Annotated in this window: 12 protein-coding genes and 1 pseudogene; 4 read left to right on the plus strand and 9 right to left on the minus strand. The window is 59.2% G+C overall.

Annotated elements, in window-relative coordinates; translation table 11 throughout:
- Nucleotides 1-45 precede the first annotated feature (45 nt).
- Nucleotides 46-1,719 carry an FAD-dependent oxidoreductase gene (locus tag CRO62_RS06555; protein ID WP_097099639.1) on the plus strand — a complete coding sequence of 558 codons (1,674 nt, stop codon included), beginning with the start codon at nucleotides 46-48 and terminating at the stop codon, nucleotides 1,717-1,719.
- Nucleotides 1,720-1,815: 96 nt separating this feature from the next.
- Here the strand turns inward: CRO62_RS06555 and CRO62_RS06560 are convergent, their stop codons facing one another.
- Together CRO62_RS06560 and CRO62_RS06565 are read right to left on the minus strand one after the other, a co-directional pair.
- Complete coding sequence (locus tag CRO62_RS06560) at nucleotides 1,816-2,931, minus strand: FAD-dependent monooxygenase (RefSeq protein ID WP_097099640.1); 1,116 nt, start codon at nucleotides 2,929-2,931, stop codon at nucleotides 1,816-1,818.
- 10 nt (nucleotides 2,932-2,941) lie between these two features.
- Nucleotides 2,942-4,165 carry an MFS transporter gene (locus CRO62_RS06565; RefSeq protein WP_097099641.1) on the minus strand — a complete coding sequence of 408 codons (1,224 nt, stop codon included), beginning with the start codon at nucleotides 4,163-4,165 and terminating at the stop codon, nucleotides 2,942-2,944.
- A 155-nt stretch (nucleotides 4,166-4,320) separates the two neighbouring features.
- Here CRO62_RS06565 and CRO62_RS06570 point away from each other — a divergent pair, with 155 nt between their 5' ends.
- Entirely contained in the window at nucleotides 4,321-6,606 is a 2,286-nt protein-coding gene (locus tag CRO62_RS06570) for an FdhF/YdeP family oxidoreductase (protein ID WP_097099642.1), read from the plus strand.
- 220 nt (nucleotides 6,607-6,826) lie between these two features.
- Nucleotides 6,827-7,408 carry a TetR/AcrR family transcriptional regulator gene (locus CRO62_RS06575; protein ID WP_097099643.1) on the plus strand — a complete coding sequence of 194 codons (582 nt, stop codon included), beginning with the start codon at nucleotides 6,827-6,829 and terminating at the stop codon, nucleotides 7,406-7,408.
- 40 nt (nucleotides 7,409-7,448) lie between these two features.
- On the opposite strand, the gene CRO62_RS06580 is transcribed toward CRO62_RS06575, so the two are convergent.
- From CRO62_RS06580 to CRO62_RS06595, 4 genes are all read right to left on the minus strand, one after another.
- Nucleotides 7,449-8,453, minus strand: coding sequence for an NADP-dependent oxidoreductase (locus tag CRO62_RS06580; protein ID WP_097099644.1), 1,005 nt, complete (start codon nucleotides 8,451-8,453; stop codon nucleotides 7,449-7,451).
- Nucleotides 8,454-8,564: 111 nt separating this feature from the next.
- A complete protein-coding gene (locus tag CRO62_RS06585) occupies nucleotides 8,565-9,389 on the minus strand; it encodes an oxidoreductase (RefSeq protein WP_097099645.1) in 825 nt (274 codons plus the stop codon).
- A 254-nt stretch (nucleotides 9,390-9,643) separates the two neighbouring features.
- Nucleotides 9,644-10,738, minus strand: a complete 1,095-nt coding sequence (locus CRO62_RS06590) for an alkene reductase (RefSeq protein ID WP_097099646.1) — start codon at nucleotides 10,736-10,738, stop codon at nucleotides 9,644-9,646.
- A 57-nt stretch (nucleotides 10,739-10,795) separates the two neighbouring features.
- The gene (locus CRO62_RS06595; RefSeq protein WP_097100410.1) at nucleotides 10,796-11,584 is read right to left on the minus strand and encodes an SDR family NAD(P)-dependent oxidoreductase; all 789 of its coding nucleotides are present in this window, start codon (nucleotides 11,582-11,584) and stop codon (nucleotides 10,796-10,798) included.
- A 112-nt stretch (nucleotides 11,585-11,696) separates the two neighbouring features.
- Here CRO62_RS06595 and CRO62_RS06600 point away from each other — a divergent pair, with 112 nt between their 5' ends.
- Entirely contained in the window at nucleotides 11,697-12,245 is a 549-nt protein-coding gene (locus tag CRO62_RS06600) for a TetR/AcrR family transcriptional regulator (RefSeq protein WP_097099647.1), read from the plus strand.
- A 48-nt stretch (nucleotides 12,246-12,293) separates the two neighbouring features.
- Here the strand turns inward: CRO62_RS06600 and CRO62_RS27615 are convergent.
- The 3 genes and pseudogenes from CRO62_RS27615 to CRO62_RS06610 form a co-directional block, all read right to left on the minus strand.
- Nucleotides 12,294-12,464: pseudogene (locus tag CRO62_RS27615) on the minus strand (IS3 family transposase); the annotation flags it as partial.
- Between the two features lie 152 nt (nucleotides 12,465-12,616).
- Nucleotides 12,617-15,727 (minus strand): efflux RND transporter permease subunit, encoded by a 3,111-nt coding sequence (locus CRO62_RS06605; protein ID WP_097099648.1) that lies wholly within the window; start codon nucleotides 15,725-15,727, stop codon nucleotides 12,617-12,619.
- Entirely contained in the window at nucleotides 15,727-16,839 is a 1,113-nt protein-coding gene (locus tag CRO62_RS06610) for an efflux RND transporter periplasmic adaptor subunit (RefSeq protein WP_097099649.1), read from the minus strand. The genes CRO62_RS06605 and CRO62_RS06610 overlap by 1 nt, the downstream gene beginning before the upstream one ends.
- Nucleotides 16,840-16,862 lie beyond the last annotated feature (23 nt).

Consider the following 16,862-nt stretch of genomic DNA (forward strand, 5'->3'; position numbering starts at 1 on the left):
ATCGGCAGTGACCCTGCGGACGACATTTCCAGCTGGAGGTAACAGATGGCAGATCTCAGCGCGCGCCTGGAGCAGATGTTTCCGGTGCTCAACCCCCATCAGGTCGAGACGGCCAAGCGTTTTGCCAGCGGCGAGCCGAAAGATTTCGCCCGTGGTGACTTCGTCTACAAGGTAGGAGACCACGCAGCGCCCGCCTGGCTGGTGCTGAAGGGATCGATGGACGTGTTTCGCCACGAAGGTCTTTCCGGCGAGGCGCCGATCACGACGCATGGAGCAGGCCAGCTGTCGGGCGAAGTCAACCAGCTGTCGGGTCGACCGACACTTGCAGGGGCCCGCGCCGGGTCCGAGGGCTGCACGGCCATTCCCTTTGATGCCGCCCATTTGCGGGCCTTGGTGATCGGATCGGCCGATGTCGGCGAAATCATCATGCGCGCCTTCATCCTGCGCCGCGTCGGTCTGATCGATGCCGGAGCAGGTTCTGTTCTGATTGGAACCGCTGGCAATGCCGCGCTCTCGCGCCTGCAAGGATTTCTAGCCCGCAATGCCTTTCCCCACATCGTGCTTGATGCTGCCATGGAGGGTGAAGGTAAGGCGCTGATCGAACGTCTGGGTATTCTCGCCTCCGACCTTCCGCTAATGGTCTGCCCCAACGGCACCGTGCTCAAGAAACCGACCGATGCGGAGGCCGCAGCATGTCTCGGCATGACGCCGGACCTCAAGCCCGGAAAGCTCTATGACGTCGCTGTTGTCGGCGCTGGACCGGCGGGCCTTGCCACCGCCGTCTATGCCGCTTCGGAAGGGCTCGACGTCCTTGTCATCGATGAACACTCGATTGGGGGGCAGGCCGGCGCTTCGTCTCGGATCGAAAACTATCTCGGCTTCCCGACGGGCATATCCGGACAGGCGTTGGCGGGACGTGCCTACAATCAGGCCCTCAAGTTCGGGGCGGAAATGGTTCTTCCCGTCGCTGTCAAAAATCTGATCCCTCCGAAAGATGACGCCGGTGTGCTGGCGCTCGAACTCGACGGTGGAAAATCGGTGACGGCCCGCAGTGTCGTCATCGCATCCGGCGCTCGCTACAGGCGGCCGGAGATCAACAACATTGACGGTTTCGAGGGCAACGGCGTTTCCTATTGGGCCTCGCCGATCGAGGCAAAACTTTGCGCCGGCGAAGAGATCGTCCTGGTTGGCGGCGGCAATTCGGCAGGCCAGGCCATCGTTTTTCTGGCGCCTCAGGTCAAGACACTTCATCTGGTCGTGCGGCGCGCACTCGAAGATACGATGTCGCAATATCTGATCGACCGTATCAAGGCCCTGCCGAATGTCCAACTGCACATGCATTGCGAAGTGGACGCGATCAATGGCGATAACGCCACTGGCATCTCCTCCGCAAGACTGCGCAACCGCCTGGATGGAAGCGTGAACACCTTGCCGCTTCATCATCTCTTCCTTTTTATCGGCGCGGATCCGAACGGTGGCTGGATCAGCAGCCGGGTGCAAACCGACGACAAGGGCTTCATCGTCACTGGGCAATCCTTCGATGAGCATTGTCGTTTTTCCCGCAAGCCATTGCCTCTCGAAACCAGCCTGCCGAATGTCTTTGCCATCGGGGATGTCCGTGCCGGATCGACCAAGCGGGTCGCGGCAGCAGTTGGGGAAGGTGCCGCCGTCGTCTCCCAGATCCACGCCGCACTAAGCCTGATGAAGCCCCCAAACTGAAGCATCCGACCTTTCGCAAAATCAAAAACCCGCTGGCAGAAGCCAGCGGGTTAAAAATATCGTCTTTGAGTACCGTGACAGACAGCCGGTCGATGCTCAGATAGCCGACGCACCGAGTTGCCGGCCATAAGCAACGATTTCCCGGCCAACCGCGATGCGATCATCCTCGAACCGCTGCAATGCACTGGGAAGGTCAACCTCGGACTCCAGGCTGTTGCTCAACGCCATGACATCGCCCGCTGCTTTCGACACGCCCATCGCGGTGTGCGGACGCGCGACAAAGGCGGCGTCGCCGATGAGGACGACCGAACGGCCCGTCATGCGGGGCGACTCGTAGTCGAAAATGCCCTGGATAGAGGGGCTTGGCTCCGCCTCGACCGCCTGCGCGAATTGCGGCGGAAGCATCTGCAGCGCATCGACGCGCAACGCCTCCAGACGGTCGCTCGACAAGCCACCACGCGGCAGCGAAAATGCATGCGTTCGCCCATCCAGATCGGTGAACGTGTGGGCAAGTTCGCTTGCTGGCACTTTGCGATACCAGACCCAGTTATATCGGCGATTGCCGATGTCCATTTCGCCCTTTGAGCCCGGGACAAGATAACCGAGCGCATGTACGCCCGGCCTGACATGAAAGGCAAACCGGTCGAGAAGCAGATTTGCTGCCGTTGGAAGCCTCGTTTCCGGGATCAATCCACGCCATGCGACATAGCCGGAATAGCGGTTTTGCGTGTCTCCGGGATTGACCGCTGCGCGCACCACGGAACCCAGGCCATCGGCACCGATAACCAGATCGGCACTCACCCGCGTGCCGTCACCAAAAATCAGCTCCGCGCCACTCTCGCCATCCAGCACTTTGACGACATCCCGACCCAGCACATAGCTTCCTGAAGCGATGCGAGAAGCGACAGTTTCGAACAGGTAGTCCCAGGAGATCTGGGTCTGGGGCGCCTTAACGGTCTGGGCGATACGGCCGTCCTGATCGAGATAGATGCGTTCCTTAGCCACCACGCCGATACGGGCGACATGCTCGCAGCCAATCAGCCGGAGAATGTGCAGCAGGTCCCTCTGACCGACGAGGCCCGCTCCCCGACCTCCAAGACCGCTCTTCGATCGCTCGTAGATGCGAACATCGTGGCCAGCCTGTTGTAACATGATGCCAGCGAAGAGGCCGGCAAGCGAACCGCCGACGATTCCTATACGTAGCTTTTCCATCGTTCCGCCCTCAGTTTCCGACAACTGTCAGCGAATGCCGGCGATGATGAAATATTTTCACCGCGAAGGCTGCGAGGCCAAACGCCGCGCCGAGAAGGCTGACGACGAGCCAGCCGCCCTGCCCCCAGGCCAGTGTCGCCATCGCCGAACCTGTGGCACCCCCCAGAAACATGCCAGTCATGAAGACCGTGTTGAGACGGCTACGCGCATCGGCATCCAGGGCATAGATGATGTGCTGGTTAGAAATCAGCGCGCTCTGTATGCCGAAATCAAGCACGATGACGCCTACAACCAAGGAAACGATCGATGCCCAGACGCCGAAGATCAGCCAGGCGGCGATCGTCAATCCGGCGCCCATCCAGACCACGAAATGCGGTCCCCGTCTGTCGGCAACAACTCCTGCAAGAGGCGCTGCAAATATGCCGACCGCACCGACGATCCCAAACAGACCCGCGACATCCGCGCCGAGCTGGAATTCTGGCCCCGCCAGATAGAGAGCAAGGATAGTCCAGAAGGCCGTGAACGACGCGAACAGAAAGGCCTGGATGATGGTCGCGGCCCTCAAGGCCGGGTGGCGTTTCCATAGCTGGCCGAGCGACCAGAGCGCCTGATGATATCGCAAAGTCGAGGTTGGCCGATGATGCGGCAGAACCGCAAACATGAGGCCCGCGGCGAGCAGGGCAAGCGGTACGCCGATCCAGAACATTTCCCGCCAGCCAGCGTGTTCGCCCACGAAGCCCGACAGGGTGCGGCTGAACAATATGCCCGACAATACGCCTGCCATGACGGTGCCGATCGTGGCGCCGCGCTTTTCGGGCGCGGCCAGCGATGCCGCAAAGGGCACGATCTGCTGGGCGACTGTCGAGCATGCTCCAACCATGACCGATGCTGCAACCAGCATCCAGGCCGTCGGCGCCAGTGCAGCGAGCGCGAGCGCGGCGGCAAGCACCACGAATTGCCCAATGATCATCCGGCGGCGATTAACGAGGTCGCCGAGCGGCAGTAAAAGGAACAACCCCAGTGCGTAACCGAGTTGCGTTGCGGTGGGCACCATGCCGGTAACTGGCTGCCGACTGAAATCCGCTTCGATAAGGCCGAGCATCGGCTGATTGTAGTAGATGTTTGCGACGGCAATACCGCCCGCGACGGCCATGGCCAGAAGCGCCACTTGTCCGATCGCATCATTGTGGGTGGCGCTTGCCGCCCCGGCTTGCATCTGTCCTGTCTTTTCCATGATACTGTTCCACCGCCAATCTTGATCTGGGAAAATATGCTCAATCTCGTTGGCCGCACATTCGATTGACGTCTACCTGGACCTATACATCGGTCTAGGTTCGTACTGATGCGTTCGATGCTAGATTTGTTGAAACACGCTGAAGGGAGACTGTGATGAGCGAGAAGCGGCCGGATGGGATAGAGCATTACACAGCGCCAGCAGGTGGCTGGGGCGCACTAAAAGCCGTTGCCAAAACACTTGCTCATCAGCAGATCATTGCCGAGGGCGCGGCGACCTTGTTAAAGGCCAACCAGCCCGAAGGCTTCGATTGTCCAGGCTGCGCCTGGCCCGATCCGAAGCACACAAGTTCATTTGAGTTCTGCGAGAACGGAGCAAAGGCGATCACCTGGGAATCGACGGCCAAGCGCGTTGGCCCCGATTTCTTTGCCGCTCATTCCGTCACGGATCTCTGGCAATGGACCGACCACAAGCTTGAAGATCAGGGGCGCCTGACGCATCCGCTGATCTATGATCATGCCAGTGACCGCTACGTGCCGATCGAATGGGATGCCGCATTCGCGCGTATTGCCTCGGAGTTGAACGCACTTCCCAGCCCTCATATGGCCGAGTTCTACACGTCCGGTCGTGCCTCCAACGAAGCGGCGTTTCTCTTTCAGCTCTTCGTTCGCGCCTATGGCACCAACAATTTCCCCGACTGTTCCAACATGTGCCACGAAGCCACCAGCGTCGGTCTGCCCCTGTCGATCGGCGTCGGCAAGGGCACTGTAACGCTGGAGGATTTCGATCATGCCGACGCGATCTTTTCGTTCGGGCACAATCCCGGCACCAACCATCCGCGCATGATGACGACATTACATGAGGCCTCCCGCAGGGGGGTGCCGATCGTCGTCTTCAATCCACTCAAGGAGCGAGCGCTGGAGCGGTTTGCAGCCCCGCAGGATCCGATCGAAATGGCGACGATGTCATCCACGCCGATCGCGTCTGCCTATCATCAGGTTCGCACCGGCGGCGATCTTGCCGCACTCAAAGGCATGATGAAGCGCATCTTCGAGCGGGACGCGGCCGATATCGAAGCGGGCGGACCCGGCGTCATCGACCGCGATTTCATCGCTGCGCATACGATTGGCCTCGAAGCCCTGCAAGCCGATATCGACCAGACTCAATGGTCGGAAATTATCGAGAAATCCGGCCTGTCACTGGAAGCGCTCGATAGCGCCGTGGATGTCTACCTCAAGGCAAAAAACGTCATTCTCTGTTATGGCATGGGCATCACACAGCATGCCCATGGCACGGCCAATGTGCAGCAACTCGCCAATTTCCTGATGCTGCGCGGTAATATAGGCCGGCTAGGCGCCGGTATCTGTCCCCTGCGCGGCCATTCCAACGTTCAGGGCGACCGGACCGTCGGCATCACTGAAATTCCCAATGAGGCTCTTCTTGCTGGCATGGAGAAAGCCTTCGGTTTCCGGCCGTCTGGTGAAAAGGGCCATAATGCCGTGGAGGCGATCGAGGCCATCATTGAGGGCAGGTCGAAAGCGTTGGTGTGTCTTGGTGGCAATCTTGCTGTCGCCATGTCCGATCCTGAAGCGACGTTCGCGGGCATGCGGAAACTCGATCTGGCCGTTCATCTTGCGACAAAGCTCAATCGCTCGCATCTGCTGCTGGCAAAGACATCGATCCTCCTGCCGGTTCTGGGAAGAACGGATCTGGATATTCAGGCGACAGGGCGCCAATCCGTCACGGTAGAGGATTCCATGTCGATGGTGCATGCGTCGCGCGGTTTCCTAAAACCGCCAAGCGATGAGTTGCGCTCGGAACCCTGGATCGTTGCCGGCATGGCCAAGGCGACGCTTGGTAACCGACACGACATCGATTGGGACGGGATGGCCGGCGACTATGAGCAGATCCGCGACAAGATCGAAATCGTCTTTCCCGATTTTCATGATTTCAATACGCGCGTGAAAACGCCCGGAGGCTTCCGGCTCACGGTCGCGGCTTCTGATCGTGTGTGGAATACGCCGTCCGGTAAGGCCGAATTTCTCGTCGCACCGGGACTTGATGAGGACACACGCTTGCACGACCCCGAAGCCCTTGTGCTGACCACCTTGCGCAGTCATGACCAGTACAACACCACCATATACAGCCTCGACGACCGCTACCGTGGTGTCTACGGCCGCCGCGACGTCATCTTCATGAACCAGCGGGACCTTGAAACGCGGGGACTAAGAGACGGAGACCTCATCGATGTCGAAGCAATTTGCGGGAGTGGCGCCAAAACCGCTACCGGATTTACCGCCGTTGCCTACAATATTCCACCCGGCTCGGTAGCAGGTTATTACCCCGAAATGAACCAGGTCATTGCGCTCGCAGACTACGACAGGAAATCCGGCACCCCAGCATATAAGGGCGTTCCAGTGAGGATACGCCGATCCACGTAACCGAGCTTGATCCTATTAATCAATCTGGGGCAACTTCCCAGAAAAAGAAGCCTTCGTTGCAGCCAGCGACAAGATGTTGGCGGCGAAGGACGGAAAATTAGGTAACCGATACGACGTGTTCCTTGTGTTGAGCGCATTATTAATGATAATCGTCAGCAATACTCTCAATCCATGATGATATCCAACATCATGGAGACGGCGCCGTCGAAAGGGTTCGGACATGCGGATCACCAAGGAAAAGAAGCAGGAAAATCATGACCGGATTGTTGCGATTGCATCCGGGATGTTTCGCGAACGAGGGTTCGATGGCGTTGGCGTGGCTGACCTGATGGAGGGTGCGGGCCTGACCCATGGTGGATTTTACAACCACTTCGTCTCGAAGGAGGCGCTCATAGCAGAAGCCTCCGCCAAAGGGTTTTCCGAAACGTCGGCACGCTATGCCGGGTATGATTTGGGCGAGATGATCGACGCCTACATCTCGCGCACGCATCGTGATGCGCGTGGCCAAGGCTGCACGGCCGCCGCACTGAGCGGGGAAGCAGCGCGGCTGCCAAACGAAACCAGAGCTGTTTTCGGCGAAGGCATTGAGCGCCTTGTTGACGCACTGGAGAGCAATCTTGCGGCGAACCAGCCCGCCGGCTCAAATGCCCGCACGCAAGCCATCAGCATTATGGCGCAAGCTGTAGGGGCCATCGTGCTATCGCGGGCCTGCCCGGACACATCGGCCCTGGCGGATGAAATTCTTGATATTTGCCGCGCCGATTGCCGGGCCTCTGTCGAAAATGGCAGGCGGGAGCGATAGGGCCGCAGCCATGCGACCCCATCTATTGCAAATTACGAACTCAGTCTGCGACCTTCACAACGACCTTGCCCCTGGCGCGCCCGGTCTCGACATGGGCCAAGGCCTCTTCCGTTTGAGCAAAGGGAAATACCTTGTCCACGACCGGACGGATCGCGCCAGCGTCGATCAGCTTGGCGATCTGGGCAAGTTGTTGCCCTTCCGCGCGCATGAACAGGAATGAATACAAGACGTCCCGGCTTTTCGCCTTCTTCAGCACGCCCCGGCTCAGCATCCGTACCACCAAGCGCAGGAACAGGTTCAGCCCCAGAGATCTGGCAAAGGGAACATCCGGCGGCCCCGAGATCGATATCAACCGACCACCCTGTTTCAGAACATTCAGCGACTTTGCCAGCGTCTTGGCATCCTGACTGTTCAGCACCAGATCATAACCGGATAGCACCTGTTCGAAATCCTGCGTCCTGTAGTCGATCACCACATCAGCACCGAGGCTTTTGACCAGGTCAATATTCGCGGCACTGGTCGTGGTGGCCACCGTGGCGCCGAGATGCTTGGCAAGCTGGATGGCAAAGGTCCCAACCCCACCGGAACCAGCCTGAATGAACACTTTCTGGCCGGGCTTGACCTTGCCGACCTCCACCAGCGCCTGCCAGGCGGTCAGTCCAACCAGCGGTATCGATGCGGCCTGCTCCATCGAAAGGCTCGCGGGCTTCAGCGATACATCGGCGGCGTCAATTGCGATGAACTCTGCAAAGGTACCGGCCCGGTGATCCCTCGGACGGGCGTAAACCTCGTCCCCAGCCTTGAATTGCCGCACATTCGCGCCCACGCTTACAACCGTTCCGGCCAGATCGTGGCCCAGAATAAAGGGCGGGCGATAGGGCAGGAACAGCTTGAACTCACCGTCCCTTACCTTGGAATCCAGAAGGTTGATCGCCGTGGCCTGAATGCGAACCAGAACATCATTCGCGCCCATCCGGGGCTCGGGCATGTCGGCCAGACGCAAGGCGCCCTTCTTCTTGTATTTGTCGACGACGAAGGCTTTCACGGACGTTCTCCAGTGTAAAAATATTATCGGCTCAGATGGCCAAAAAAGCCAAGGCTTTCAGCGCGAAGTGAGCATGTTGTTGGAAGGCCCTGCCGTGGCCGTCATTCTCGCTCAGGCGATGTTGAATTGCTTGCGCAAGGTTCGATCGAACAGCGCGCGCGGCAGGAAACGCCGGGCAAACGAGGTCTGCCGAGCCGCCTTGCCCGAGGGGTAGCGCAACCGCGGCGCCTTGTCCTGTGCCGCCATCAGGATGGTGGCCGCAACATCATCCGCCGTGTCGCCAGTCGCCATGGCCAAGTCAAACGCCGTGCGGTATCTGGCCAGTGTCTGGCCATAGGCTGCAACCGGACGGTCGCCTTGCGGAGAGTTGGCCTCGATCGAGGTTTTCGTTGCCCAAGGCTCGATCACGGCGACACGGATGCCGAACTGGCGAACCTCATGGTCCAGCGATTCCGAATAGCCCTCAATGGCGTGCTTGCTGGCCGAGTAATAGGCTCCAAAAGGACCGGGTATTAAGCCCAGGACAGAGCCGATGTTCAATATCCTGCCATAGCCCTGTTGGCGCATCATCGGCAACACGGCATTGGTCACCCGAACGACACCCAGAAAATTGGTCTCGAACAGCGAACGAACCTGATCCACCGAGCTTTCTTCGGCAGCCCCGGACAAGGCGTAACCGGCGTTGTTGACCAGAAGGTCGATGCGACCAAGTTCCTGATGTGCCAGCGCCACGGCATCCGAGACAGACGAATCGGAGGTCACGTCACAAGCAATCATTCGAATGCCATCACGTATCTCGCCAGGTGCGGCCTTACGACTGGTACCAATCACCCGGTAGCCTGCCCGGGCCAGAGCCGAGGCGGCCGCCTTGCCAATCCCACTGGAAGCCCCGGTCACAAAGGCGGTCTTCTGTCTCTTCGTAGCAAACGTCGCCATAGCGTCTTTCTCTCTTTTCGGTATCACCATGGATTGCCGCCAAGGCATATGGTTTTACGACACGAATTTTATGATGATTATCGTCATCATTGATAATTTTTAATGATGTATATCATCATTAAAGTCAAGCGTGACTTTCAGGTGGTGAGGGAAAGGGTAACCCTTCAGTGTCGGGACGCGGCACCAATCCGCAAAGGATCAGGCACAGCACACTGATCTGATGGGGCCGCACCAGCGAGCGACCCCAAAAGTAGTCAACGCCCGGCAGCTGCCGCCAAAGAGGGGTAATCGATATAACCCGCGGCACCGCCACCGTAGAGCGTAGCCGGGTTTATCTCTGCCAAGGGCGCATCGCTTTTCAATCGTTCAACCAAATCGGGATTGGCAATGAACGGCCGGCCGAAGGCGATCAGATCCGCCCGACCCTCGGCAAGATGCGAACTCGCCAGCTCGAAGTCATAGCCGTTGTTGGCGATATAGGTCTTGCTGAAGCGACGGCGCAATGATCCGAAGTCGAATGGCGCGACATCGCGCGGCCCACCTGTGGCACCCTCGACGACATGAATGTACACGATGCCAAGGGCTTCGAGCTGATCGACGATGTAATCGAACTGCGTCTGCGGATCAGTACTCGAAATGCCATTGGCGGGCGAGACCGGCGAGATGCGGATGCCGGTGCGTGCAGCGCCGATTTCCTCGACAACCGCGGCCGTGACTTCCAGCATGAGGCGCGCACGGTTTTCGACAGAGCCGCCATAGGCGTCTGTGCGAACATTGGCACCGTCCTTGGCGAACTGATCAAGCAGATAGCCGTTGGCCCCGTGGATCTCTACACCATCGAAACCAGCCTCGATGGCGTTGGCTGCCGCCTGACGGAAATCGTTGACGATCCCAGGAAGCTCTTCCAGTTCAAGGGCACGGGGTTGCGAAACGTCCACGAAGGCATTGTTGACGAACGTCTTTGTCTCGGCGCGGATGGCTGAAGGGGCAACCGGCGCTGCGCCGTTCGGCTGGAGATCAACATGGCTGATGCGACCGACGTGCCAGAGCTGGAGGAATATATGGCCACCCTTCTCGTGCACCGCACTGGTGACCTTGCGCCAGCCTTCGATCTGCGCCTGGGTATAGATACCGGGCGTGTCCTGGTATCCCTGCCCCTGCTGTGATATCTGCGTGGCTTCAGAAATGATGAGCCCGGCCGAAGCACGCTGGCCGTAATATTCAGCCGTCAGGTCACCTGCAACAAAGCCCGAACCGGCGCGATTGCGCGTCAGGGGCGCCATGACGATCCGGTTGGAAAGCGTCAGGGAGCCGAGCGTATAGGGTTCGAAAAGCGTCTTTTTAGTCATGATTTGCCTATGTGTTGCCGCCGCGGCGGTATGTGTCCGGTGGGTTGCGCGGTCTGCTCAAGCGACGGTGCGGTACCGTTCGGCGGGCAGCGCATTGCCGAAGTTGGCCAGCATGGTCTTGCGCGCAGCTTCAAAGGCTTCCCACTGACCGGCATCGGGAAGCGGCGGGATGGTCACCGGCTCGCGACGGTCGAAGCCGACCAGAGCCGCATCCACAAGGTCGCCCACTTCCATGACGTTGTTCAGTGCATTGACGTCGGCGCCGACATGGTCCCAGATTTCGGTTCGTGTCGTGGCGGGAAGAACAGCCTGAACGTAGACGCCCTTCGGTCCAAGCTCGAGGCTAAGCCCCTGAGACAGGAAGAGGACAAAGGCCTTGGTTGCGCCGTAGACCGTCATGCCGAACTCCGGCGCCAGACCAACCACGGAGCCGATGTTGACGATTGCACCCTCACCTTTCTTGGCGAGTCGAGGTGCAATTGCGCTGGCAAGGCGAACGAGTGCAGTCGAGTTGAGTGCAACAAGCCGGGCCATGTCGTCGGTGCTCTGCTCGATGAACGTTCCACCGATGGCCGTTCCGGCATTGTTGACGAGGATGCCGATGCGGGCATCGTCGCGCAGTCTCGTCTCTACTTTCGCAAGATCGGCGAGTTGCGTGAGATCCGCCTGGACGATGTCTATGGCCACGCCGGTTTCCTGTCGCAGACGGCTTGCAACCGCCTCCATTCGCGCCACGTCACGGGCGACCAGGACGAGATCGTGGCCGCGTCGCGCAAACCGATCGGCATAGGTTGCACCAATACCGGTGGAGGCACCGGTGATGAGGACTGCAGGATTTGTGCTCATAGGATTGCTCTTTTCTGTGATTGAACCTATATTCATGACGATCATCATGATTGGATTTAAATATGATAGCCATCATGTAAATGTCAACGACCATGTTGGGAGAATTGTGAAAATGAAGGTCAGCCGAGAACAGATGGCGGAAAACCGTCGCCGGATTCTGGATGTCGCCAGCCGGCTGTTTCGCGACAAGGGGTTCGATGCCGTCAGCGTTGCGGAGGTGATGAAGGCAGCCGGTCTTACTCACGGCGGCTTTTATGGACATTTCAATTCAAAAGACGATCTGGTCGCGGAGACCCTTGCCCATGCCCTTGCTTCGGATAGCGTCGGAGGAGGCAACTTCAGCGATTTCATCAAATCCTATCTTGCGCCTCGCCATCGCGACAACGCTGCCGGTGGCTGCCCAACCGCCGGTCTCGCTGCAGCAATTCGCCACCAGACGCCGCCGGCGCGCTCCGCAATGACAGAAGGCCTTCGTGCGCAGATCAGCCGGATCGAAAAGGCACTCCCGCAACTGGACCCGGCAGATCGCCGGCGCACAGCAATAGGAAGCTGGGCGGCGATGGTGGGGGCGGTCATACTCGCCCGGGCAATCGACGATCCGGAACTATCCGACGAGATTCTGGAACAGACGCACGCATGGATCGACAACAGCGTCAGTTAGTCCGCAAAGAACGACGATGCGTACCGGGCATGACCTCCCACTGAACCTTCATCCAAATGCGATTGGAGGTTCTGCGTTTCTCAACATTCCAGTTGGCGCGGTGTGGGCAATCGGTAGCCAAGCGAAGCTTTAATCTCGCGCAGCGTTGGAGCCGGGCGCGGTGATGATCCCGGCATAGGCTGCCGGGGTCTGGTATCCGCGTAATGAGTCCGGCCGGAAGATCGGTCCAGATGTGGATGAGATAGAAAACCCCAGCCTTTCGACCGTGCCCGGTCAGATGGTGTGCGGCCCCGCATTGTGTGGCTCCTGCTGCCCTTGAATGCCGCCGTCACACCACCGCTTCAGGTTTGAGCCGGCACGCATGGACGCCCCTATTCTGCCGCGAGCGCCAGTGGCTGCCCTACGTGCTCGACCGTCTCCTTTTCGGCACCTGCCTTGGGTGGCTTGATCCGGAACCAGACAGCATAGAGGGCCGGAAGGAAGAGCAGGATCATCACCGTGCCTGCTGCCGTTCCACCGATCAGGGTGTAGGCCATCGACCCCCAGAATACTGAGTGGGTCAGAGGTATGAACGCCAGGATAGCCGCGAGAGCCGTCAGGATCACGGGTCGTGTCCGCTGCACTGTCGCTTCGATCACGGCATGATAATCATCGAGCCCTGCCGCCTGGTTCTCCTTGATTTGCTCTGTCAGGATAAGCGTGTTGCGCATCAGGATACCCGCCAGTCCGATCAAGCCGAGAATGGCGTTGAAGCCGAAAGGCTGATTGAACAGGAGCAGGGTCGGAACCACCCCGGCAAGACCAAGCGGCGCTGTCAGCATCACCATTGTCATTGTCGAGAGACTGCGAACCTGAAGGATGATGACGATCAGCATGGCAGCAATCATCACCGGGAAAACCTGAGCGAGTGCCGTATTCGCCTTGAGAGACTCCTCGATGTTGCCGCCCATCTCGATACGGTATCCAACGGGAAGCGACGCGATGAGTGGCTGCAGAGCTTTCATAACCTGCTGGGAAACCTCCGGAGGCTGCGTCGCCTCGTTGATATCAGACCTGATCGTGATGACAGGCGTGCGGTCGCGACGCTTCAGGATAGGTTCTTCAAACCGGATTTCGGAGTGCCCGAGTTGATCCAGCGGAACCTGACGGCCATCCCTGCTCATCAGAGAGAAATCGGCAAGACGTGACGGATCGAGGCGGTTTTCGCCAGCACTGCGAGCGACGACGGGCACGTTGCGGATATTGTCGCGCACCTGCGTGACGGGGATGCCGGAGAGCAGCATCTGCAACTGTTGGGCTGCCTCCGATGGAGAAAGACCAATCAGATTGAGCCGCTCCTGATCGGGCACAAATCGCAGAACAGGTGTTCGGTTGCCCCAGTCACGGTTGGCTTGGCGGACATCTGGAATAGTCTTCATGATCGCCAGAGCCTGCTCAGAAATCCTATAGAGTTCATCCTGATCGGGACCCATGATCCGGAACTCGACCGGGAACGGCGTGTAAGGGCCAAATACGAGCTGGGTGACGCGGACGGACGCTTCAGGAACAAGGCCCTCCGAAATAGCTGCACGAAGGCGATGCTTCAGTTCTTCACGTGCGTGGGCGTCGGGTGTGAGCACGACGACCTTGGCGAAGGCAGGGTCAGGTAGTTCCGGTGCCATGGCAAAGAAGAACCGGGGCGCGCCCTGCCCTACGTAGGACGTGACGATATTGGTCTCAGGCTGCGTTTGCAGCCAGTCCTCGACTTTCTTCACCGCAGATGTCGTCGCCTCGATGCTCGTGCCCTCTGGCATACGCACCTCGACCAGCACCTCGGGCCGATCCGATGTCGGGAAAAACTGCTGTTTCACGCCGCCCATTCCAACGACCGAAACAGCCATGGAAATGCCGACCACGGCGCAGACCATGAACTTATGGCGGACAGCGAACTCGATGACGGAACGCAGACGGCGGTAATTCGGCGTGTCATAGATGGCGTGATGACCGCCCTCGACCGGCTTGATGTTGGGCAACATCTTCACACCGAGATAGGGCGTGAAGGTGACGGCGACGATCCAGGATACGATGAGCGCAAAGCCCACGACCCAGAAGATGTTGCCGGCATATTCGCCTGCGGTCGACTTGGCAAAACCCACGGGCATCAGTCCGATGATCGTGACCAGCGTACCGGACAGCATCGGCGCTGCCGTATGGCTCCAGGCATAGGCGGCCGCCTTGATGCGGTCCATGCCCTCTTCCATCTTCACCACCATCACTTCGATGGCAATGATGGCATCGTCAACTAGAAGGCCAAGCGCGAGGATCAAAGCGCCAAGCGTGATGCGGTCGAAGAAGCGCCCGGTCTCCAGCATGATGAGAAAGACCACCGCAAGGGTGAGTGGCACAGCAAGTGCGACAACGATGCCGACGCGCCAGCCGAGTGCCACCAGACTGACAAACAGAACCACACCCAGCGCCATCGCGAACTTGAGCATGAACTCGCCGACGGCTTCATTGATGTTGACGGCCTGGTCGCTGACTTTGGTAAGCGTCATCCCCAGCGGCAATGTTTGCGCAATGGCGGCAGACCGAGCCTCAAGCGCCTTGCCAAGATCAAGACCGTTCCATCCCGCCTGCATCACCGCACCCAGCATGATTGTCGGCTCGCCCTCGTGGCGGATGATATACGTGGCGGGATCCTGATAACCGCGTCGCACCTCTGCAAGATCGGAGAGCTTCAGGGTTCGTCCAGCAGCAACGATCGGCGTGTCGGCAATCGCCTGCACACTGTTGTAAGCTCCGTCGAAGCGGATAAAGACCTGTGGACCTCGTGTGTCGATTGAACCCGCAGGCGTGACTGTGTTCTGTCGCTGCAACGCAGAAGCGATATCCTGCGCGGATATGCCGAGTGTCGCGAGCTTCGCATAGGAGAACTCGACAAAAATCTGCTCGGGGCGCTCACCGACGATGTTGATTTTCTTGACGCCAGGCACGTGCAGGAGGTCCTGGCGGATGACTTCCGCTTGCCGAACGAGATCGCGCATCGGCATTCCCTTTGCCTTCAGGGCATAGAGGCCGAAACTCACGTCGGAATATTCGTCGTTGACGAATGGGCCCATGACGCCCGGGGGGAGATTGCGGGCTTCGTCGCCAAGCTTCTTGCGCGCCTGATAGAACTCTTCTGCAACCGCACTTGCCGGCGTGTTATCCTTGAGGGTGACTGTCAGGAAAGCGTAACCTGGCCTCGTTGTGGTCTCGACGCGGTCGTACCAGGTCAGTTCCTGAATACGTTTCTCAAGCGGCTCGGCGACGAGGTCCTGCATTTCTCGCGCTGTTGCGCCCGGCCAGACGGACGTGACAGTCAATGTCTTGATGGTGAAGGACGGATCCTCGGCGCGTCCCAGCTTGACGAAAGCGTAGACGCCGGCTGCGGCCAGCAGCACGATAAAGAACAGGGTGATGGCGCGTTCGCGAACCGCGATGGCTGACAGGTTGAAGCGCATTAGTTTTTCACCTCTTGGCTCGAGGCAATCCTGACGGTCGCGCCATCGTCGAGAAGATGCGCGCCGAGGGCAACGACCTGCTCCCCGGTGCCGATCCCCGTGACGAATGCCGTCTCCTCGCCAATCTGCTGAACTTTAATCGGGGTGAACTTCACCTTTGACGTGGCGCCGTCGACGATCCACACACCTGTGCGATTACCGTCGTCCAGGATGGCGCCGACGGGGACGGCGACCTCCGACTGGCGTTCGGCATCCGGGGTTCTGATTGTTACAGTGGCGCCAAGCGGTGCTGAGGCCGCATCACCCTCAAGAATGTAACGCGCTTCGTAGGTTCTCGTTTGAGGATCAGCCGAATCGGAGATTTGTCGCAGTCTGGCGTTTCCAATAAGCCCGCCGCTTCCATAAACACTGGCCTGTGCTTCCGATCCCACCTTAGGTCGCAGCGTCTCAGGCAGCCAGACGACCGCCTCGCGAGGGCCCGCCTTTGCGAGTTGAACAACCGTCTGGCCGGCGGCGACCACTTGTCCCGGATCACCGAGAGTTTCGACGACCGTTCCATCCGAGTCAGCAACAAGAGTGGTGTAGGTTGCCGCGTTCTCGGCCACCTCCGCTTCCGCCTCGGCCGCCGCAAGCTGTGCCGTCGCTGTATCGAGAGCCGCCTTTGCCTGTTCATAACGCTGGGGCGTGGCCGCCAGGCCATTCTTCACCAGTGCCGCATAGCGCTTCTCATCGGCTTGCGCCTGAAGCAGGATAGCACGCGCTGATATGACCGTATTCCGCTTTGCTGTCAGTGCAAGCTGAAGATCGGTCTCATCAATTCGCATCAGCGGTTGACCCTGTTTGACCTGCTGACCGACATCGACCAACCGCTCCACGATTTTACCGGGAACGCGAAATCCGAGATTGCTTTGAACGCGCGATGCGACCGTCCCGGTGAATGACCGATCGGCCCTGCCGGTCCTTTTCGCCTCCGCAATCCTTACCAGTGGTGAAGCCGTCCTTGGGTCTGCGGCCTCGGCTTCCCGTTTTGGGGTTTCAGAAACGAGGAAAAAGGCGGCGGCCCCAGCCGCTGCGACAAGACCCACGACAGTCAGGACATGTTTGCGTTTCATTGTAAGTTCTCTTCTTGACCAGC

This window comes from Rhizobium sp. AN6A (genome assembly GCF_900215635.1).
In the GTDB taxonomy this organism is placed as follows: domain Bacteria; phylum Pseudomonadota; class Alphaproteobacteria; order Rhizobiales; family Rhizobiaceae; genus Agrobacterium; species Agrobacterium tumefaciens.

Excerpts from the sequence above, each read along its gene's own strand:
- CRO62_RS06555 (WP_097099639.1), top strand. The coding sequence starts at position 46 with ATGGCAGATCTCAGCGCGCGCCTGGAGCAGATGTTTCCGGTGCTCAAC.
- CRO62_RS06560 (WP_097099640.1), bottom strand. The coding sequence starts at position 2,931 with ATGGAAAAGCTACGTATAGGAATCGTCGGCGGTTCGCTTGCCGGCCTC.
- CRO62_RS06565 (WP_097099641.1), bottom strand. The coding sequence starts at position 4,165 with ATGGAAAAGACAGGACAGATGCAAGCCGGGGCGGCAAGCGCCACCCAC.
- CRO62_RS06570 (WP_097099642.1), top strand. The coding sequence starts at position 4,321 with ATGAGCGAGAAGCGGCCGGATGGGATAGAGCATTACACAGCGCCAGCA.
- CRO62_RS06575 (WP_097099643.1), top strand. The coding sequence starts at position 6,827 with ATGCGGATCACCAAGGAAAAGAAGCAGGAAAATCATGACCGGATTGTT.
- CRO62_RS06585 (WP_097099645.1), bottom strand. The coding sequence starts at position 9,389 with ATGGCGACGTTTGCTACGAAGAGACAGAAGACCGCCTTTGTGACCGGG.
- CRO62_RS06590 (WP_097099646.1), bottom strand. The coding sequence starts at position 10,738 with ATGACTAAAAAGACGCTTTTCGAACCCTATACGCTCGGCTCCCTGACG.
- CRO62_RS06595 (WP_097100410.1), bottom strand. The coding sequence starts at position 11,584 with ATGAGCACAAATCCTGCAGTCCTCATCACCGGTGCCTCCACCGGTATT.
- CRO62_RS06600 (WP_097099647.1), top strand. The coding sequence starts at position 11,697 with ATGAAGGTCAGCCGAGAACAGATGGCGGAAAACCGTCGCCGGATTCTG.
- CRO62_RS06605 (WP_097099648.1), bottom strand. The coding sequence starts at position 15,727 with ATGCGCTTCAACCTGTCAGCCATCGCGGTTCGCGAACGCGCCATCACC.
- CRO62_RS06610 (WP_097099649.1), bottom strand. The coding sequence starts at position 16,839 with ATGAAACGCAAACATGTCCTGACTGTCGTGGGTCTTGTCGCAGCGGCT.